Source organism: Sphingomonas oligophenolica (genome assembly GCF_006438955.1).
Classification (GTDB): Bacteria; Pseudomonadota; Alphaproteobacteria; order Sphingomonadales; family Sphingomonadaceae; genus Sphingomonas; species Sphingomonas oligophenolica_A.
Window position 1 is genome coordinate 1 of record NZ_RCZK01000013.1, and the last position, 19,304, is coordinate 19,304.

Consider the following 19,304-nt stretch of genomic DNA (forward strand, 5'->3'; position numbering starts at 1 on the left):
GCCGGGCGGCCGTCGATCGACCCCGAGCTGATGCTGCGGATGCTGCTGGTCGGTTACCTGTTCGGCATTCGGTCCGAGCGTCGGCTGTGCCAGGAGGTGCACCTCAACCTTGCCTATCGCTGGTTCTGTCGCCTCGATCTCGGCGACGCAGTCCCCGACCACTCGACCTTCTCGAAGAATCGTCATGGTCGCTTCCGCGCGTGCGATCTGTATCGCCTGCTGTTCGAGCAGGTGGTCGCGCGATGCGCCGAAGTCGGACTGGTCGCGGGCCGCGAGCTTGCCGTGGATGGCAGCACGATCATGGCGGACGCCAGCTGGGAGAAGAAGCTGTCAGGGGCGACCGCCGCTGACGAGCTGCGCGCGCGCGATACGGTGTCCCGACCCGTTGCCGAATACCTCGCCGCGCTCGATGCCGCGCTTCCGGTCGCGTCCAACGAGCCGGAGCCGATCGAGCCAAAGCATATCTCGCCGACCGACCCGCAGGCGGCATTGACGCGCAAGCACGGTCCGGCGCGCTATGCCTATGCGATCAACCCGCTGCTCGACCTCGATACCGACTGCATCCTCGATGTCGAGGCCACGCCCGCGCGCTTCTCAGCGGAGGTCGCGGCAGCCCGAACCCTCATCACGCGAGCCAAGGCGAAGCTCGGTATCGCACCCGTCCAGCTTGCGGCTGACAAAGCCTATGGCAACGGTCCGTTGCTCGGGTGGCTGATCGATCAGGACATCACGCCGCATGTGCCGGTGATCGACCGAACGCGACAGCGTGACGACTTCTTCACCCGCGACGCCTTCCGGTACGATCGCAACGCCAACGTCTACCACTGCCCGAACGACAAGCTCCTGACGTACCGGGGCACCGTGCAGGCAAGCCAGGTCCGCGCTTATCGCAGCCGTCCCGCCGACTGCGCCGCGTGCGCGCTCAAGCCGCAGTGCACGACGGCCAGGCAGCGCGCCGTTACCCNCTTGCGGCTGACAAAGCCTATGGCAACGGTCCGTTGCTCGGGTGGCTGATCGATCAGGACATCACGCCGCATGTGCCGGTGATCGACCGAACGCGACAGCGTGACGACTTCTTCACCCGCGACGCCTTCCGGTACGATCGCAACGCCAACGTCTACCACTGCCCGAACGACAAGCTCCTGACGTACCGGGGCACCGTGCAGGCAAGCCAGGTCCGCGCTTATCGCAGCCGTCCCGCCGACTGCGCCGCGTGCGCGCTCAAGCCGCAGTGCACGACGGCCAGGCAGCGCGCCGTTACCCGCCTCGTCACCGAAGATGCACGTGATCAGGTCCGTGCCCTCAGCGGCACCGAAGCCTCAATCCGCGCGCGTCAGCGACGAAAGCGGATCGAGCGCGTGTTCGGCCACCTAAAACGCAACCTTAACCTCAGATCTTTGAAGCTGAGAGGCCTGAACGGAGCCGCCGAAGAGTTTACCATGGCAGCCGCCGCCTACAACCTCCAGCTGCTCGCCAATCGGGCCGCACCAGCCTGAGCAGCGAAGGTCGCTCGCCCGCTCGCTGCCAATGCCGGTCGTGGCGTCAGCCGCCAACTGCACGGCCTTTTTCAACAGCCTCGATCAGGTCCGTGCCCTCAGCGGCACCGAAGCCTCAATCCGCGCGCGTCAGCGACGAAAGCGGATCGAGCGCGTGTTCGGCCACCTAAAACGCAACCTTAACCTCAGATCTTTGAAGCTGAGAGGCCTGAACGGAGCCGCCGAAGAGTTTACCATGGCAGCCGCCGCCTACAACCTCCAGCTGCTCGCCAATCGGGCCGCACCAGCCTGAGCAGCGAAGGTCGCTCGCCCGCTCGCTGCCAATGCCGGTCGTGGCGTCAGCCGCCAACTGCACGGCCTTTTTCAACAGCCTCGGTCGGTTTTGACCCAGATGTTCGAAGCCCGGTTTTCCGCGCGTCCGCAGATGTCGAAATCGCGTGTCATATCCGGCAGCTATTAGGTTCGTGGGAACCGGTCCTTGATGACCGGCACTGGACGTGCCCCACCATTGCCGCGGTCTCTCATGCAATCGACCGCTGTCCTACAGGCGACCGGGCTGGCATATTCCGCCTACTCGCTCTTTCGCACATTCGACTCCCCACCCCCGCCGCCAGCCTGCGCGATCGAACGCTCGCACTCGGTTCGTCGCATTTTTCGCCTGACGTCGCGTGAACTTCGTTACCTTTGCCGGGTCAACTACGATCGCCTGGCGGGTTCGCCCGACCGCGTTCGGCAGCGCCGTGGCGTGACCCTCTGTGAACGTCCGCGGCGCAGCGATCGACCGCCGCCGCTCAATCCTCTTCGGCGATCCGCACCTTCAGCCCGTCGAGCGCGTCGCCGAATTCGATCTGGCACGATAGCCGCGAAAATTCGTCGCGGTCGCTGGTCGAATCGAGCAGGTCGTTCTCGTCTTCGCCCATCGGCGGCAGTTTGGCCGCAAATTCCGGGTCGACATGGACGTGGCAGGTGGCGCAACTGCAGCAGCCACCGCACAGCGCTAGAATCTCGTCGATGCCGTTGTCGCGGATCACTTCCATCACCGAAAGGCCCGCCTCGCCGATGATCTCGCGTTCTTCCCCTTCGCGCGTCACGACGATAAGCTTGGGCATGTCATTCTCCATCCAGTGTCGCGCCGGCCATGCCGCGCCTCTTCGCCGCGATCAAGCATGGGGCTGACCGCCGAACGGCTAAACCCCGCGATCGACGCGCTGGCGATCCTCGAACCCGCGTTCGCCGCGGCGCTGGCGCGCGTCGGCTATCCCGCGCCGCGCCTGCGCGACCGCGGCTATGCGACGCTGCTGCGCACCATCGTTGGCCAGCAGGTCAGCGTGAAGGCGGCGGATTCGGTGTGGCGCAAGCTCGAGGCCGCGGTCGGCGACCCGACCGACCCGCACGCGATCACCGCGGCGAGCGACGAGGCGCTGCGCGCCTGCGGCTTTTCACGCCAGAAATCGGGCTATGCGAAGAGCCTCGCCGACGAGGTGACGAGCGGGCGGCTCGACCTCGCCAACCTGCCGTGCGACGACGAGGAGGCGATCGCAGCGCTGACCCGGGTCAAGGGAATCGGGCGCTGGTCGGCGGAAATCTACCTGTTGTTCGCGGAGGGGCGCGCCGACATCTGGCCCGCGGGCGATCTCGCGGTGCAGATCGAGGTCGGGCGGATCCTGGGGCATGACGCGCGCCCGTCCGAGAAGCTGACGCGCGAGCTCGCCGAAGCATGGCGCCCGCACCGCGGCGCGGCAGCGATCTTCGCCTGGCATCACTATGGCGCGGGGGCGGACGCGGCGCCGGTCTGACCCGCCGCCGATCGCCTAGTCGTGACGATAGGGGCTGCTGAGTTCGGCCATCCATCCCGAAGCGGGCGCGGCGGGCGTGCCCGATCGGGCGTTGCGCCTCCGCGCGGCGGCCAGATCGATCGGCGCGTGAAAGCTCAGGCCCGCCAGTCCCGCTTCGACCCAGACCACGTCCGCAGGGGCATGTTCGACCAGACCGATCGTGACCACGACGATCGTATTGACCGCCAGGTTCAACACCTGCGCGACACACAGCCCGGTTTCCGACACGTTGACGACACGGTGGTCGCTGGCGTCGGAATCGCCGTTGCGAAAGATGCTGGCACGCAGCATCACGCTGGTGCGAGGCGAGCGGGCGATGTCGACGGGTGCATTCATGATAAGGGAATAATGGACGACAAGATTTAACGCTTGGCTAACGGGACCCATCGGCGCTTTGCCGACCCCCGCATAGGATCGCATACCACCCCGCCCACAACCGCGCCGATCGCTGTCCAACCTCACGGAACACCGCATGATCCTCACCGTCCCTACCCAAGCCTTTACCGGTCAGAAGCCGGGCACGTCGGGGCTCCGCAAGAAGGTCGTGATCTTCCAACAGCCGCATTACGTCGAAAATTTCATCCAGTCGGTGTTCGATGTCGTGGCGGACAAGGTTGGCGCGACGCTGGTGATCGGCGGCGACGGGCGGTTCCTCAACCGTGAGGTGATCCAGATCGCGATCCGGATGGCGGCGGCGAACGGTGTCGGGCGCGTCGTCGTCGGACGCGGTGGCATCCTCTCGACCCCCGCCGCGAGCCATCTGATCCGCCAGCGCGGCGCGATCGGCGGGCTGATCCTCTCGGCAAGCCACAATCCCGGCGGCCCGACCGAGGATTTCGGGATCAAATACAACATCGCCAATGGCGGCTCCGCGCCCGAACAGGTCACCGACGCGATCTATGCGCGGACCACGACGATCGACCGGTGGCTGACCGTTGAGGCGGCGGACATCGATCTCGACTCGAACGACGAGGCCAGCGTCGGCGGCATGCCGGTCGAGGTGGTCGATCCCGTCGCCGACTATGCCGCGCTGATGGAGACGCTGTTCGACTTCGCCGCGATCCGCGCCGCCGGACTGACGATGGCGTTCGATGCGATGCACGCGGTCACCGGGCCCTATGCGATCGAGATTTTCGAGAATCGGCTGGGTTTCGCGCCGGGCACGGTCCGCAACGGCACCCCCCTGCCCGATTTCGGTGGCCACCATCCCGATCCCAATTTGGTTCATGCCCACGCGCTCCACGCCACGATGATGGCCCCCGACGCCCCCGATTTCGGCGCGGCGTCCGATGGCGATGGTGATCGAAACCTGATCATAGGGCGCGGGCTGTTCGTAACGCCGTCGGACAGCCTCGCGATGCTAGCCGCCAACGCGCATCTCGCGCCGGGCTATGCCGAAGGCCTGAAGGGCATCGCGCGCTCGATGCCGACCAGCGCGGCTGCCGACCGGGTTGCGGCGCGGCTCGGCGTGCCGCTCTACGAGACGCCGACCGGGTGGAAATTCTTCGGCAACTTGCTCGATGCGGGGATGGCGACGATCTGCGGCGAGGAAAGCGCGGGCACCGGCTCCGATCATGTCCGCGAAAAGGACGGCGTGTGGGCGGTGCTGCTGTGGCTCACCATCCTCGCGCGGCGCCGCCAATCGCTCGCGGCCATCGCGCGCGGCCACTGGGCGACCTATGGCCGCAACTATTACGCGCGCCACGATTACGAGGGCGTCGACAGCGCCAAGACCGACGCGCTGGTGGCCGACCTGCGCGCCAAGCTCGCCGCCTTGCCCGGCCAGCGCTTCGGCGATCTCGTCGTCGAGACCGCCGACGATTTCGCCTATACCGACCCCACCGACGGATCGGTCAGCGAGCACCAGGGCATCCGCATCCTGTTCGTCGGCGGCAGCCGCGTCGTCTTCCGCCTGTCGGGGACCGGCACCAGCGGCGCGACGTTACGCGTGTACCTCGAACGCTTCGAGCCGGACACGATCGACGGCGAAACCGGCGCGATGCTCGCGACCATCGTCGCCGCGGCGGACGCGATCGCCCGAATCGAACGCCATACCGGCCGCGCCGCGCCCGACGTCGTAACCTAAGGCGATGACTCCACCTAGAACCGTTCGTGCTGAGCTTGTCGAAGCACGGTGAGGCTCAAGCCCTTCGACAAGCTCAGGGCGAACGGTTCAAAGCGTCTCGATCAACGTCGCCGTGGTCGACCGCCATCGGCCTTTACCCCCGGCCGATTGCGACATAACATTCGTTATGGGTCCCCCCTTGCCAGTCACCCCACCGCCCGTCCCCGCACCGCGAGCGACCGACCTGACGCCGCGCGACTGGCTCGAGGCGGGGCAGTCGCTGCTTCGCCGCGGCGGCCTGCGCGCGCTGAAACTCCGCCCGCTCGCCGACGAGCTGCGCGTATCGACCGGCAGCTTCTACCATCACTTCACCGATTTCGACGCGTATCAGGGACGGCTCGCGACCTATTTCGCCGAACAGCAGATCGGCGACATGGTCGCGGCGATCCGGCGCAGCGAATCCGAACCGGTCGCGCGGATCAGGCTGCTCGCACAGATCGTCCGGCGGCGCGGGATGTCACGGCTGTCGATCGCGATGCGCGCCTGGGCGGAGAGCGATCCGCGCGCGCGTGCCTCGGTCGAGCGCCACGACGAGATCGTGCTCGGCTTCCTGACCGATTGCCTCGAGACCGTCGGTTTCTCGCACCATGATGCGATGGTCCGCGGCTATGCGCTGATCTCGCTTGGACTCAGCAAGATCCACGCGCCCGAACTCGACCCCGAAACACTCATGGAGGATATGATCCGCATCCTCTGTATCCCGGCATGAAGGCGCTGATGGTCTCCGCGCTGTCGACCGACCTGTCGGGATGCGGCGTCGAGGAGCGGCCCGATCCGGTGCGCCGCGCGGGGCAGTTCCTCGTCCGGGTCCGCGCCGCCTCGCTCAACTATCCCGACCTGCTGATGACCCGCGGCGCGTATCAGCTCAAGCCACCCCTCCCCTTCACGCCAGGCATGGAAATGGCCGGGGAGGTCGTCGAAGCCGACTCCGACAGCGGTTTCGCACCCGGCGACCGCGTCGTGTGCGGAACGCGGCTCGGTGCCTTCGCCGAGCTCGTGGCGTGCGAGGCGCGGGCGGCGCGCGCGATTCCCGATCATCTCGATTTCGCCGAGGCCGCGTCGATCGGCACCGCCTATCTCACCGCCTATGTCGCGCTCGTCCGCCTTGCGCGGGTCGAACCCGGCGAATGGGTCGTCGTTCACGGCGCGACCGGCGGGGTCGGGCTCGCCGCGGTCGATCTGGCCAGGACGCTCGGCGCGCGCGTCATCGCGACCTCGCGGTCGGCCGACAAACTCACGGTCGTCGCCGACAACTACGCGCTCGACGCGACGTTGACCGCACCCGGCTTTCGCGAGGCGGTGAAGGACATCACCGGCGGCGGCGCGGACGTGATCGTCGATCCGGTCGGCGGCGACATATTCGACGAAAGCACGCGCTGCATCGCGTTCGGCGGGCGGTTGCTGGTCGTCGGCTTCACCTCGGGGCGGATCGCAAGCATCCCAACCAACATCCCGCTGATCAAGGGCTTCTCGATCATCGGCGTCCGCGCGGGCGAATACGCGCGGCAATTCCCCGATCGCGGCGCAGAAAATCTCGACGCGGTCTGGGCGCTGGCGGCGGATCGCCGGATCCGTCCGCGGGTCGATCGACGCTATCCCTTGGCCGACTGGCGCAGCGCGTTCGTGGCAATGGCCGCGAGCGACATGATCGGCAAACTGGTGATCGAACCTTGAAGGAGAGAATATGACCCAGGCTTATGATTACGTGATCGTCGGTGGTGGATCGGCAGGGTGCACGCTGGCGGCGCGGCTGAGCGAAGACCCATCGGTCACCGTGTGTCTGCTCGAAGCCGGGGGGCGCAACGACAACGTCCTCGTCCGGATGCCCGCCGGAGTCGGCACGCTCATCAAGCAAAAGAGCGTCCACAACTGGGGGTTCTGGACCGAGCCCGAGTCGCATCTCGACAACCGCCGCCTGTGGTGGCCGCGCGGCAAGGGTCTCGGCGGCAGCTCGGCGATCAACGGCATGATCTACGCGCGCGGCAACCCCGGCGATTACGACGACTGGGCGCAGCGCGGGCTGCCCGGCTGGTCGTGGGACAGCGTGCTGCCCTATTTCAAGCGGCTCGAGCGCCATCACCGCGGTGGCGACCTCCACGGCAGCGATGGTCCGCTCCACATCTCACCCGGCGAGAACGACACCCCGTTCAACGCCGCGTTGATCGAGGCGGGGCGACAGGCGGGTTATCCGGTCACGACCGACTTCAACGGTGAGCGCCAGGAAGGCTTCGGCCCCTACGACCTCACCGTCTCGAACGGCCAGCGCTGGAGCGCCGCGGCGGCGTATCTGTCGATGGCGCGGGGGCGCGCGAACCTCACCGTCGTCACCGGCGCACGCACGACGCGGATCGCGATCGCCAACGGTCGCGCCACCGGGGTCGATTATGTCACCGGCAAGAAGGCGCAGCCCGCCAGCGTCGTCGCGGATCGCGAAGTGCTGCTGTGCGCGGGCGCGGTCCAGTCGCCGCAGATCCTGCAATTGTCGGGGGTCGGCGATCCCGACCGGCTCGCCACCGCCGGCGTGAAGACGGTGCACGCACTCCCCGGGGTCGGCGAGAACCTCCAGGATCACCTCGACGTGCTGATGAACTGGCGCACCAGGAACCTCGTCACCGCCTTTTCGACGACCAAGGGACTGCGCCAACTGGCGGTCGGCGTCGAATATATGCTGCGCGGCACCGGCCTCGGTCGCCAGCAATTCCTCGAATCGGGCGCGTTCGTGTCATCGCGCGAAGGGCTGTCGCGCCCCGATATCCAGATCCACGCGGTGCTGGCGCTGATGCGCGACCATGGCCGCGAAGCGGCGACCGAAGACGGCTTCTCGCTCCACCTGTGCCAGCTTCGCCCCGAAAGCCGCGGGCGGATCGGCATCGCCAGCGCGGACCCGTTCGCCGACCCGCTGATCGAGGCGAACTATCTCGCCACCGCGGAGGATCGCCGGGTGATGCGCGAATGCGTCAAGGTGGGGCGCGACGTCGCCGCGCAGGCTGCGCTCGACCCCTATCGCGACGCCGAGCTCGCGCCGGGGCCGGACGTCAGGACCGACGCCCAGATCGACGCCTGGGTCCGTGCGACCGCGGAAACGATCTACCACCCGATCGGCACCTGCAAGATGGGCACCGCCGACGACCCCGGCGCGGTGGTCGACCCCGATCTGCGTGTGCGCGGGATTGCGGGGCTGCGGGTGATCGACGCATCGGTGATGCCGACGCTGGTCTCGTCGAACACCAATGCCCCGACGATCATGATCGCCGAACGCGCCGCCGACCTGATCAAGGGAAAGACGCTGGCGAAGGCGGCGTAACCCGCCAGAGCAGGCACCGGCGGACGAGGTTGCGGTCCGCGCTATTCGCCGAGAATTCCGCGATACAGTGCCAGATACCGGTCCGCCATCCGCTCGACCGTGAACCGCGCCGCGACCGCCGCGCGGCACGCGGCGCGGTCGATCTCGCCGATCCGCGCGACCGCGGCGATCGCCTCGTCGACGCTGTCGACCAGAAAGCCGGTGACGCCGTCGTCGATCAGCTCGGGCATCGATCCGCGGCGAACCGCGATTACCGGCGTCCCGCACGCCATCGCCTCGATCACCGACAGGCCGAACGGCTCGTCGAAATTGATCAGGTGGAGCAACGCCGCCGCCTGCCCCAGCATCCGCGTCCGCGCCACGCCGCCGACCGCGCCGTCGTAGACCACGCGTTCCCCATCGACATGCGGCGCGACCGCGCGCTCGTGATAGCCCTGGTCCTGGACGATCCCGGCCATGTGGAGCCGCCGCCCGGTCGCCTGCGCCACCGCGATCGCTTCAGCCGCGCCCTTGTCGGGGTGGATCCGCCCGAAGAACAGCAGGTCGTCACTGCCGCCCGCATCGAACGGAAAATCGTCGAGGACGATGCCGTGATGGATCGTCGCGGCGTAGCGCAGCCCCGCGGCGCGATCGGCCTCGCTGATCGCGACATAGTGCACGCGATCCTCATAGGGCTGGTACATCGGCATGATCCGGTCCGACGAGAAGCCGTGGATCGTCGTCACCATCGGGGTATCGACCAGCCGCGAAAACGCGTGCGCGGGGAAATCGGCCTGGTTGTGGATCAGGTCGAACTCGCCTGCGCGCTCGAACAGGTGCGCCAGATGGCGAAACTCCCACACCTTCGCATCGATCGACGGGTCTTCCGAATAGGGCGCGGGCACCACGCCTGCCAGCGTCCCGCTGGTGTGGCTGTCGAGCGTCGCGAACAGCGTGACATCGACCCCGCGCGCGACCAGCGCCTCGGTGAGCAGGCTCGTCACCAGTTCCCAGGGACCGTAGTGGCGCGGCGGGGTGTGCCACGCGATCGGGGCGAGCATCGCGATTTTCATGGCGACCGCTTAGCCGGTCACACGCAGGATGATAGCTTCGTTGGCGCGCAGCGTGCCGATCGACGCAGGACCGACCACGCTCGACAGCATCACCTCTCCGGTCGGCAGCGCAACCTGCTGCTCGCTGGTCCCCAGATTGAGCGCCACCACGATCCGCTCGTCCCCCAGTCGCCGCTCATACGCCAGCACGTCGCCTACAGTCGCGATCAGCACGAAATTCCCCACCGCCAGCGCCGCATGTTTGCGCCGCAACGCCAGCAGGTCGCGATTCAGCGCCAGCATCGACGCCGCGTCCGCCGCCTGCGCTGCCACATTCCGCGTCGGCCAGTCCTCGCCCATCGGCAACCACGGTTCGGCGGTGGAGAACCCGGCGTGCGCGCTCGCATTCCACGGCATCGGGGTCCGCACCGGATCGCGCCCGAGCCCCAATCCCGGTTCGCGCAATTCGCGCGGGTCAACCGCGCGGTTCGCGGGGATCGCACCATCGGTCATCCCGATTTCGTCGCCATAATAAATCGTCGGCGTACCGCGCAGCGTCAGCAACAGCACCGCTGCGACCCGCGCCTGTGCCTCCCCTACCCGCGTCGCGATCCGCGGGCGATCGTGGTTGCCGAGCACCCAATTCGGCCACCCGCCCGCTGGCAATGCCGCCTCATACTCGGCGATCATCGTCGCCAAACTGCGCGCATCCCACGCTGCGTCGATCAGTTGGAAATTGAACGGCAAATGCACACCCGGCGCGCCAAGCCCGTAATAATCCATCAGTCGCTCGACCGGCAGGTAGATCTCGCCGATCAGCACCCGGTCGCCCGCATAGCCGTCGGCAATTCCGCGCATCTCGGCGGCGATGCCGTGAACCTCGGGCTGGTCGGTCGAATGATGCTGGAGGACGCGGTGCATCTCGCCCATCGCAGGCGCATACGCCGGATTCGCGGGGTTGTCGGGGAAATCGGCGTGCTTGATCATGTGCCATAGCACATCGATCCGAAACCCGTCGACGCCGCGATCGAGCCAGAATCGCAGCACGTCCATCATCGCCTGCCGCACGTCGGGGTTGCGCCAGTTGAGGTCGGGCTGCTCCTTCAGGAACGCGTGGTAATAATATTGACCGGTGGCTTCTTCCCATTGCCATGCCGATCCACCGAAATCGCTGATCCAGTTGTTGGGCGGCGACCCGTCGGGCCTGGCGTCACGCCAGATATACCAGTCGCGCTTGGGATTGGTCCGCGACGACCGGCTCTCGACGAACCACGGGTGCTGGTCCGACGAATGATTCGGCACGAAATCGAGCAGCAGCTTGAGGCCGCGATCATGCGCCGCGGCGAGCAGCGCATCGAAATCGGCGAGCGTCCCGAACCGCGGGTCGACATCGCAATAATCGGCGACGTCATAACCGAAATCGGCCATCGGCGATGGGAAGATCGGCGATAGCCATACCGCATCGACCCCCAGCGCGACGAGATGATCGAGCCGCGCCGCGATCCCCTTGAGGTCGCCGACCCCGTCGCCGTCGCTGTCCTGGAATGACCGCGGATAGACCTGATAAATCGTCCCCGATTGCCACCATGTCGTCATGCGAACCGCGCCTTGTCGATCCGGGTCAGCCGGCACGCCAGATCCGCCTCACCACTCGCGACCAGATAATGATCGCCCAGGTCGATCATCCCGGTCGTGAACACCACCGGGGTCGGCAGGTACATCTGGTGCGCGATGGCCGCGGTCAGCGCGGGGTCCGCCTCGATCAGCGGCACCGCGTCCTCGACCCGCAGGAAGTGCGTCGGGTCATGCGCGTCCATCAGCGCCCAGAAGCTGCGATAGATGCCGACGCTCTTGCGCGCCTCGACCCCGTGCCAGATCGTCAGCCATCCCGCCTCGGTCAGGATCGGCGGCGATCCGCCCCCCATTTTCATCGCCGACACCGACCCCTTCCGCGCTCTCAGCCCAAGCGCCTCGAGCGGGCGCCAGTGGAGCGCATCGGGCGACACCGCGAAGTTGATCGACGGCCCGCCGACGAACGGGCTGTCGGGCGGATAGGCAAAATAGCATTCGCCCAGCGGGCGCGTCATCGCCATGAACCGCCCGCCGACCAGCCCCTCGAACAACAGCATGTCCTTGTTCTGGTGATCGAGCACGATCCCGAGCAACTCATACCGCAGCCCGTCGCGCGAGCGGTGGAGCGTCGTGCCGTGCCGCTCCGCGCTTACCGAGCAGGTGGTCATATACCAGTCGTCGCCGATGCGGCTGATCCGCGCATCCTCGACGCCATAGTCCTGATACGTCGCGACCGGCTCGATCGCATGGTCGTAATGCACCGCGACGATCGCCTCTCCCGCCGCGTCGAGCTCGACCGGCAGCAGCCACGACAGCGAAGTGAGCGCGAGGATGCGATGGTGCCGCGCCTTCATCGCGAACTGTCGCGGGTCACGCAGATCGACCGCGGCCAACGGGTAGGCGTCGAGCACATAGCCGTCGGCGGTCCAGCGGATCGCGCGCACCGCATCGCCGCGCACCGGTTCCGCCAACGCCTCGGCGATGCGCACCATCAGCAGCAAATTGCCGTTCGCCAGCCGCGTGAAGCCGGGATTGAACGCACCCAGCACATAGGTCGGCTCGGCGATCCCGCGGCGCAGCGGCGACCGGGTCAGGTCGACATCGTCGGGGGTGAAGATCAGCCGGTCCATCGCTCCCCCAACCCTCGACGATGCGATTCGATGCCCTACCAGCGCAGGAACCGCGGGCCGACGATCAGCCCGACCAGCGTCGCCATCGCCAATCCCAACGTATAGAAAGTGACGACGAACATCGCCGAGGTTTCGGGACACGCGAAGCCGTACAGCGTCGCCCCGACCCCACCCGCCGCGAGCCCCGCGACCGCCCCGGTCAGCCGTGGCCGGGTCGGCGCGAACCGGCGGAACGCGATCATCAGCCCCGCAAAGATCGGCAGCGACAACGCTACGATCCGCATCCCGCAATCGCGCCAGCTATGGCCAAGCCACGTGGGCATCATCTCGCCCGGCGGCGTCAGCGCCAGCTGAATGAGCGCGACCGCGGCGAGCAGCGCCAGCGGCACCGCCGCCAGTCTGATGCCCCGCGCGCGCGCCGCCTCGGGCCGCGCGAGCTGCCTCAGCACGATCAGCGCGACCGCGGCGATCGAGCCGGTATAGGCCCATTTCATCCAGATCGTCGGGCGATGGATCGCCCCGGCCAGGTCGGGGCGGAACCCCAGCCACGCGACGATGATCGCGAACGTCACGACCCCCGCGACCGCGACCGTGATCGCAAGGCGGCGTGGCACATCGCGCCGCCCGACCCGCGCGGGGTTGGCGCTCAGCGAGGCGATCAGCAGGTCGGTCGATCCGGTCATCGCTCGCCCTCCAACCGCGCCGCGAGCGTCTTCAGCCCGCGGTGAACCGATATCTTGACGTCGGATTCGCTGATCCCGTGGCGTACGGCTGCCTCGGCGATGCTCAGCCCCGCAATCCGGGTGTCATGGATCGCCGCAGCCTGTTTGGGGGGCAAGGTCGCGAGCAGGTCGGCGACATCCATCTTCGCCGCCACCGCATCCTCGAACCCCTCGACCGCGAGCAGATCCTCGAGCCCTTCGACGGGTACGGTGATCCGCTGCCGCCGGAAATGATCGATCAGCTTGTAGCGCGCGATCGCATAGGCCCACGCGGTGAACGGCCGCTCGGTGTCGTAGCTCGCCCGGCGCGTGTGGATGGCGATCAAACTGTCCTGCACGAGATCCTCGACCGCAGCATCGGCCCCGCGCAGGCGGCGGCCGAAAAATGTCCGTAACAGCGTGGCCAGCGCGTCGAGCAGGCAGCGATAGGCGCCCGCGTCTCCATCGAGACCGCCGAGCATCCACGCCCGCAGTTCCTGTTCGCTCGCCCGCACCCATGCACTCCCGGCTCGTCATTCGTCGTGACGGCATTGCTGGTTACCGCGACGAACCGCCCGGCGTCATCCGAAAAAGCATGACGCAACGATGTAACCGCCGATTGCGGCCCCACGAATAGCGTGGGTGATCCGATCCATCCGGATCTGTCGTCACCGCGCGGCGGCATAACTCCCCTTCGGTCGCCGCGCGTCACGGCCCTGCACGACGGCGCGGCGCGGCACCCGCGCGACGGCGGGCGCGCCACGATGTCCGCGCCCGCCACCGCCGTCATCAGCCGCCCTTCTTCATCATGGCGTCGTGCTTCATCATATCGTCGTGCTTCATCATGTCGGGATGCATCGCCATCATCTTCTTGCAGCGTGTGTTCTTCGCGGCCTTGGCGGGCGACATCGCGTGGCACGCCTTCATTGTCTTCATCTCGGCGGCCGACATTTTGGACGTCATCATGTCGTGCGACGCCATCGCATCCTGCGCGGGCGCGGGGGCGGCAACGGCGAACGACAGGGCACAGCATGATAAGAGCGTGGTAACACGCATGGCAATTCTCCTTGGGTGATCGGCGCCAGTTGGTACATCCGCCCGCCGCGGCGCCTCGGCGGGCGGTATCCGGATTACAGGCGGCGGGCCGCGGTGATCGCGCCGCCGGTGCCTTGCTGGACGAGCACCGCGGTGCGCAGTCCCGATTCGCTCGGCGCGGGCAGCGGATAGCGTACCGCCGCGCCGCGCCAGTCGCCCAGCTTGACGAGCTGGCGCACGATGTCGCGATGCGGCAGCGTCTTGCCGCCATTCTCGCCCGCGCGGATCGGCACTTCGCGCGATTTGGGATCGTAGCGGACCAGCCACACCGTCGACGGCTTGGCATTGGTCAGCGCGCCGACCTTGACCGCATCGCCCGCCGCCTCGAGCGCGGGGCCACCCTTGGGCGAACCCGCGCTGGCGATCGTCTGCGCGAGTTGCTGGCGGTTGCTGCCGACGATCGCGGTGCCCCCGTTGACGATGACCTGGGGTGTTGCGACCTGCGCGCGGCCGGCGTGATGCGCGTAATCCCACTGGCGCGCGGTATATCGCGGCGAGGCAAAGGTATCCTTCCACCCGAGCTGATCCCAATAGGTGACTCCGAACGACAGCGCGAGCACGTCGGGGCGATCCGTGATCGCATTGACCGCGGCGTTGGCGGGCGGGCACGACGAACAGCCCTGGCTCTGGAACAGCTCGACCACGGTCGGCTGCGCGGCGGTCGCGCCGGTGGCGGCAGCGGGGGCCTCGGCGGCGCTGCTGGTGGCCTGCGAACTGCCGCATCCGGCGATCAGGATCGCGCCCGCGAGCGTGGCGAGATGGGCGGGGATGGCGAATTGGATCGGCATGACAATGGCTTCCTCGGCGCGTGCCGGCGGGGATGACGCCGACGCTTCATACCGGGTTATTCGCTGCCCCCCGCCGATTGGTTACGTGCTACCCGATATGCGCGCGGCTTTTCATCAGCGGCTGGATCTTCGTCCCGAACGCCTCGACCCCTTCGAGAAAATCGTCGAACGTCAGCAGCACCCCGCCCGTGTTGGGCACCGCCGCCATCTCATCGAGCATCCGCGCGACGCTTGCGTAGCTGCCGACCAGCGTTCCCATATTGATGTTGACCGCGCCTTCGGGCGCGGCGAGTTGGCGGACGTTGGTCGTCGCGTTGACCTTGTCGGCGGCGCCCTGGTCCTTGAGCCACGCGATCGCGTCGACATCGACCCCGGCGTTATAGTGTTTCCACTTCGCCATCGCCGCCTCGTCGGTGTCGGCGGCGATGATCATGACGAGGACGAACATGCTGACGTCGCGACCCGATTTTTCGGTCGCGACCGCGAGCCGTTCGTTGTTGAACGCAAACGCGGTCGGAGTATTGACGCCCTTGCCGAGGCAGAAGGCGTAATCCGCCCATTTGGCGGAGAAGGCGAGGCCCTCGTCCGACGAGCCCGCACAGATGATCTTCATGTCGCCGGTCGGCTGCGGGCGGACCCGGCAATCGTCCATCTGGTAGTAATCGCCCTTCAGGTCCGACCGCCCCGTCTCCCACAGGTCGCGCAGGATGTGGGCATATTCGTCGAGCATCTGGTAGCGGTCGCGGAAATGCTCCTCACCCGGCCACAGCCCCATCTGGCTGTATTCGGGCTTCTGCCATCCGGTGATGAGGTTCAACCCGAACCGCCCGTGGCTGATCGAATCGATCGTGTTGCACATCCGCGCCGCGAACGCGGGCGGGATCACCAATGTCGGGCAGGTCGCGTAGATCTTGATCTTCTCGGTGACGGCGGCGAGCCCCGCCATCAGCGTGAAGCTTTCGAGGCCATATTCCCAGAATTCGGTCTTGCCGCCGAACCCGCGCAGCTTGATCATCGACAGCAGGAAATCGAGCCCATGCGCCTCCGCCTTCTGCGCGATCGCCTTGTTGAGGTCGAACGAGGGCATGTACTGCGGCGCGTTTTCGCTGATCAGCCAGCCGTTGTTGTTGATGGGGACGAAGACGCCGACCTGCATGTTATTTCTCCTGATCCCCGGACAGCCAGCCGAGCACGAAGTCGTTGAAATCGTCCGCCTCGGTGATGTTGTAGGCGTGGCCGCCGCTCTCGGCGAGCGCGAGTTCGCCGTGGGGCAGGCCCGCCGCAAGCCGCTCCGACGCGCGCGACGGCACCAGCACGTCGTCGCTCGCCGCGACCATCAGCACCGGCGCGACGATCTCGCTCAGCCGCGCGACGATATCGAAGCCCGCGAGCGCCGCGATCCGCTTTTCCATCGTCTCCGCACCGGGAAAATGCGCAAGCTGCGCGGGGATGTCGGCCTCGATCTCGGCATCGTGCGCCGAACTCCAATTGGCCGGATAGAGGAAGATCGGTTGCGCGCGGACATAGGCTTCCGCACCGCTCGCCTGCAGCAGCGCAAGCCGCGCCGCGAAACAGCGCAAGAAATGCGGTTCGGCCTTGGCCCAGCCGTTGACGACGACAAGCCGCTCGACGCGCTCGGGCGCCTTGAGCGCGAGCGCCAGCGCCGCGACACCCCCCGCGGCGTGGCCGACGATGCGCGCGCGCGGCCAGCCGACCGCGTCCATCAACGCCAGCATGTCGTCCGCGAAATCATCGACGGTGACGGTGTCGGGCAGCGCCCGGTCGCTGCGTCCGGTGCCGCGATGATCATAGACCAGCACCCGGAAATGCGCGGCCAGCGCGGCCAGGTTGGGCTGCCAATACTGCGCCGATCCACCCAGCCCCGCCGACAGGATCAGCGGCGGCGCGCCGTCCGGTCCGTGGAGTTCGTGATAGAGCCCAGCGGCGACCGACATCTACATTCCTCCCCGGCACGGGGAGGGGGACCAGCGAAGCTGGTGGAGGGGGATCTCCACAAGCGAATGTCCATGATGAGGCGCACCCCCTCCACCACTCGCTTGCAGCGAGCGGTCCCCCTCCCCGTCCCGGGGAGGATTTAACGCATCAAACATGCGCCACGCTGGCGATCTCGACGAGGCAATCGGGCTTCACCAGCTCGCACTTGATGCAATAGCGCGCGGGCTTCGCGCCCGGAAAATACTCGGCGTACACCGTGTTGAACGCGGCGTAATCGCCCAGGTCCTTGAGGAAAATGTGGTTCATCGCGACATCCGCCATCGTCGCCCCTGCCGCGGCGAGTGTGGTCTTGATTACCTCGAGCACATGCCGGGTCTGCGCCGCGGCATCGCCGACATGGAGTACGGCGCCGCCCTCACCGAGCGCCAGCACGCCGGAGACATAAACCGTATTCCCCGCCTTCGCGCCCGCCGAATAGGGCGCGATCGGGGTCGGAAATTGCGGCGGGTTGATCGGTTCGAACGGCATCACGCTTCCTTTTCGGGGTGTGGCAGCTGGCCGACCGCGCCGCAGAAATCGGCGACGGTGGAGACCCAGCCGAAGAATTTCTCGACATTGTAGACCGTCGCCGCCTGGATGAAATCGGGGCCGAGGTGATGCGTCGCATCCTCGAGCATCACCCCGAAATATTCGAGGTGAAAGCCGTCGCGCAGCGTCGATTCGACGCATACGTTGCTCGCGATCCCGACGAACACGATCGTCCGGATCCCGCGACTGCGCAGGATGCTGTCGAGTTGCGAATTGAAGAACGCCGAATAGCGCGTTTTGTGGACGCGGATGTCGCCGGGCTTCGGCGTCAGCGCGTCGACCAGTTCGTAGTCCCATCCGCCGCGGGCCAGCAGTTGTCCGTCGAGCTCGGGCCGGTCGCGCATCGTCTTCAACGCGTTCGATTTGTGCCAGTTCGGCGACGCGCGCGTCCCCGCCTCGACATAATCGGGGTCCCACCCGTTCTGGAGGAAGATCACCGGCATCCCCGCGCCGCGTGCGGTCTCCAGCACCTGCCCGATCCGCCCGATCACGCCCGCCGATCCCGCGATATCGAACCCGGCGAGATCGACGTAGCCACCCTCGGTCGCATACGCATTCTGCATGTCGATCACGACCACTGCGGTGTCGTGCGGCGACACCCGGATCGGTTCGGGGCGCGCGGATAGCACGATCGTGCCGGGGGCGTTCTCGGGGCGATGGTCGACGACGGCGGGCTCGGTCATCGCCGCATCATTGTGCAGTTGCGGCACGCGCGCAAGCCGCCCTTGCACCCGGCGGTCCGAACGCCCAGCTTCTGGGTCAGTCCCTATCACTGGAGCGCCCGCATGACCGACACCGCGACCGACACCGGCGACTACACGCCCCCCAAGGTCTGGACCTGGGACAAGGAGAGCGGCGGGCGCTTCGCCAGCATCAACCGCCCGATCGCGGGCGCGACCCACGACAAGGATCTGCCGGTCGGCAAGCACCCGCTCCAGCTCTATTCGCTCGCCACCCCCAACGGGGTGAAGGTGACCGTGATGCTCGAGGAACTGCTTGCCGCGGGCCACACCGGCGCCGAATATGACGCATGGCTGATCAAGATCATGGACGGTGACCAGTTCGGTAGCGGCTTCGTCGCCGCCAACCCCAATTCGAAAATCCCCGCGCTCGTCGATCATAGCGGCCCCAAGCCGGTACGCGTGTTCGAATCGGGATCGATCCTGGTTTACCTCGCCGAGAAGTTCGGCGCGTTCCTGCCGACCGACCCCGCCAAGCGCGCCGAGGCGATGTCGTGGCTGTTCTGGCAGATGGGTGCCGGCCCGATGCTCGGCGGCGGCTTCGGCCATTTCTACGCCTATGCGCCGACCAAGATCGAATATGCGATCGACCGATTCGCGATGGAGGTGAAGCGTCAGCTCGACGTGCTCGATCGGCGCCTCGCCGACAGTGAATATCTCGGCGGCGACGAGTATACGATCGCCGACATGGCGGTGTGGCCCTGGTACGGCGCGCTGGTGAAGGGCATCGTCTATGAGGCGGGCGAATTCCTCCAGGTCCAAGACTACAAAAACGTGATGCGCTGGACCGACCAGATCGGCGCGCGCGCCGCGGTGAAGCGCGGGCGGATGGTCAATCGCGTCATGGGCGATCCCGCCAGCCAGCTCCACGAGCGCCACGACGCGAGCGATTTCGAGACGAAGACGCAGGACAAGCTCGAACCCGCGACCGCAGAAGCCTGAG

21 protein-coding genes and 1 pseudogene are annotated in these 19,304 nt (G+C 67.0%); 9 read left to right on the forward strand and 13 right to left on the reverse strand.

All coding sequences use genetic code 11. The features are described 5' to 3' along the window. From EAH84_RS16635 to EAH84_RS13145, 3 genes and pseudogenes are all read left to right on the forward strand, one after another. Positions 1–196 (forward strand): annotated as a pseudogene (locus tag EAH84_RS16635) (transposase); the annotation flags it as partial. A 736-nt stretch (positions 197–932) separates the two neighbouring features. Next, the gene (locus EAH84_RS13140; protein WP_425326462.1) at positions 933–1,496 is read left to right on the forward strand and encodes a transposase; all 564 of its coding nucleotides are present in this window, start codon (positions 933–935) and stop codon (positions 1,494–1,496) included. A gap of 31 nt (positions 1,497–1,527) precedes the next feature. Further along, on the forward strand, positions 1,528–1,788 hold the full coding sequence (locus tag EAH84_RS13145; RefSeq protein WP_241656602.1) for a transposase: 261 nt from the start codon (positions 1,528–1,530) through the stop codon (positions 1,786–1,788). Between the two features lie 499 nt (positions 1,789–2,287). On the opposite strand, the gene EAH84_RS13150 is transcribed toward EAH84_RS13145, so the two are convergent. After that, positions 2,288–2,605 carry a 2Fe-2S iron-sulfur cluster-binding protein gene (locus tag EAH84_RS13150; RefSeq protein ID WP_140872471.1) on the reverse strand — a complete coding sequence of 106 codons (318 nt, stop codon included), beginning with the start codon at positions 2,603–2,605 and terminating at the stop codon, positions 2,288–2,290. 57 nt (positions 2,606–2,662) lie between these two features. On the opposite strand from EAH84_RS13150, the gene EAH84_RS13155 reads away from it, so the two are divergent. After that, on the forward strand, positions 2,663–3,292 hold the full coding sequence (locus EAH84_RS13155) for a DNA-3-methyladenine glycosylase family protein (protein ID WP_140872472.1): 630 nt from the start codon (positions 2,663–2,665) through the stop codon (positions 3,290–3,292). A 15-nt stretch (positions 3,293–3,307) separates the two neighbouring features. Here the strand turns inward: EAH84_RS13155 and EAH84_RS13160 are convergent, their stop codons facing one another. Beyond that, positions 3,308–3,667, reverse strand: coding sequence for a PilZ domain-containing protein (locus tag EAH84_RS13160; RefSeq protein ID WP_140872473.1), 360 nt, complete (start codon positions 3,665–3,667; stop codon positions 3,308–3,310). Between the two features lie 136 nt (positions 3,668–3,803). On the opposite strand from EAH84_RS13160, the gene EAH84_RS13165 reads away from it, so the two are divergent. The 4 genes from EAH84_RS13165 to EAH84_RS13180 all read left to right on the forward strand — a co-directional run bounded on the left by EAH84_RS13165 (position 3,804) and on the right by EAH84_RS13180 (position 8,760). Beyond that, the gene (locus tag EAH84_RS13165) at positions 3,804–5,417 is read left to right on the forward strand and encodes an alpha-D-glucose phosphate-specific phosphoglucomutase (RefSeq protein WP_140872474.1); all 1,614 of its coding nucleotides are present in this window, start codon (positions 3,804–3,806) and stop codon (positions 5,415–5,417) included. Between the two features lie 178 nt (positions 5,418–5,595). Beyond that, positions 5,596–6,165, forward strand: a complete 570-nt coding sequence (locus EAH84_RS13170; protein WP_241656603.1) for a TetR/AcrR family transcriptional regulator — start codon at positions 5,596–5,598, stop codon at positions 6,163–6,165. Next, positions 6,162–7,130 carry an NADPH:quinone oxidoreductase family protein gene (locus tag EAH84_RS13175; RefSeq protein WP_140872476.1) on the forward strand — a complete coding sequence of 323 codons (969 nt, stop codon included), beginning with the start codon at positions 6,162–6,164 and terminating at the stop codon, positions 7,128–7,130. Before EAH84_RS13170 ends, EAH84_RS13175 begins: the two co-directional genes overlap by 4 nt. Before the next feature lie 10 nt (positions 7,131–7,140). After that, positions 7,141–8,760, forward strand: coding sequence for a choline dehydrogenase (locus EAH84_RS13180; RefSeq protein ID WP_140872477.1), 1,620 nt, complete (start codon positions 7,141–7,143; stop codon positions 8,758–8,760). A gap of 41 nt (positions 8,761–8,801) precedes the next feature. Here EAH84_RS13180 and EAH84_RS13185 read toward each other — a convergent pair whose 3' ends face one another. From EAH84_RS13185 to rutB, 11 genes are all read right to left on the reverse strand, one after another. Next, positions 8,802–9,812, reverse strand: coding sequence for a glycosyltransferase family 4 protein (locus EAH84_RS13185; protein ID WP_140872478.1), 1,011 nt, complete (start codon positions 9,810–9,812; stop codon positions 8,802–8,804). A 9-nt stretch (positions 9,813–9,821) separates the two neighbouring features. Beyond that, positions 9,822–11,387 carry an alpha-amylase family glycosyl hydrolase gene (locus EAH84_RS13190; RefSeq protein WP_140872479.1) on the reverse strand — a complete coding sequence of 522 codons (1,566 nt, stop codon included), beginning with the start codon at positions 11,385–11,387 and terminating at the stop codon, positions 9,822–9,824. After that, a complete protein-coding gene (locus EAH84_RS13195) occupies positions 11,384–12,493 on the reverse strand; it encodes a glycosidase (protein ID WP_140872480.1) in 1,110 nt (369 codons plus the stop codon). Before EAH84_RS13195 ends, EAH84_RS13190 begins: the two co-directional genes overlap by 4 nt. Before the next feature lie 35 nt (positions 12,494–12,528). Then, entirely contained in the window at positions 12,529–13,176 is a 648-nt protein-coding gene (locus EAH84_RS13200; RefSeq protein ID WP_140872481.1) for a DUF1109 domain-containing protein, read from the reverse strand. Further along, positions 13,173–13,709, reverse strand: a complete 537-nt coding sequence (locus tag EAH84_RS13205) for a sigma-70 family RNA polymerase sigma factor (protein WP_140872482.1) — start codon at positions 13,707–13,709, stop codon at positions 13,173–13,175. Before EAH84_RS13205 ends, EAH84_RS13200 begins: the two co-directional genes overlap by 4 nt. A 274-nt stretch (positions 13,710–13,983) precedes the next feature. Beyond that, positions 13,984–14,250 carry a hypothetical protein gene (locus EAH84_RS13210; protein WP_140872483.1) on the reverse strand — a complete coding sequence of 89 codons (267 nt, stop codon included), beginning with the start codon at positions 14,248–14,250 and terminating at the stop codon, positions 13,984–13,986. 74 nt (positions 14,251–14,324) lie between these two features. Beyond that, positions 14,325–15,077: a DUF1223 domain-containing protein gene (locus EAH84_RS13215; RefSeq protein ID WP_140872484.1), complete on the reverse strand. Its 753-nt coding sequence runs from the start codon at positions 15,075–15,077 to the stop codon at positions 14,325–14,327. An 88-nt stretch (positions 15,078–15,165) separates the two neighbouring features. Further along, a complete protein-coding gene (rutA, locus tag EAH84_RS13220) occupies positions 15,166–16,233 on the reverse strand; it encodes a pyrimidine utilization protein A (RefSeq protein WP_140872485.1) in 1,068 nt (355 codons plus the stop codon). Position 16,234: 1 nt separating this feature from the next. Beyond that, positions 16,235–17,032: a pyrimidine utilization protein D gene (rutD, locus tag EAH84_RS13225; RefSeq protein ID WP_140872486.1), complete on the reverse strand. Its 798-nt coding sequence runs from the start codon at positions 17,030–17,032 to the stop codon at positions 16,235–16,237. A 148-nt stretch (positions 17,033–17,180) separates the two neighbouring features. Beyond that, positions 17,181–17,561 (reverse strand): pyrimidine utilization protein C, encoded by a 381-nt coding sequence (gene rutC, locus EAH84_RS13230; protein ID WP_140872487.1) that lies wholly within the window; start codon positions 17,559–17,561, stop codon positions 17,181–17,183. After that, positions 17,561–18,304 carry a pyrimidine utilization protein B gene (gene rutB / locus EAH84_RS13235; RefSeq protein ID WP_140872488.1) on the reverse strand — a complete coding sequence of 248 codons (744 nt, stop codon included), beginning with the start codon at positions 18,302–18,304 and terminating at the stop codon, positions 17,561–17,563. Before rutB ends, rutC begins: the two co-directional genes overlap by 1 nt. 102 nt (positions 18,305–18,406) lie before the next feature. Here rutB and yghU point away from each other — a divergent pair, with 102 nt between their 5' ends. Further along, entirely contained in the window at positions 18,407–19,303 is an 897-nt protein-coding gene (gene yghU / locus EAH84_RS13240) for a glutathione-dependent disulfide-bond oxidoreductase (RefSeq protein ID WP_140872489.1), read from the forward strand. The last annotated feature ends 1 nt before the right edge of the window (position 19,304 follow it).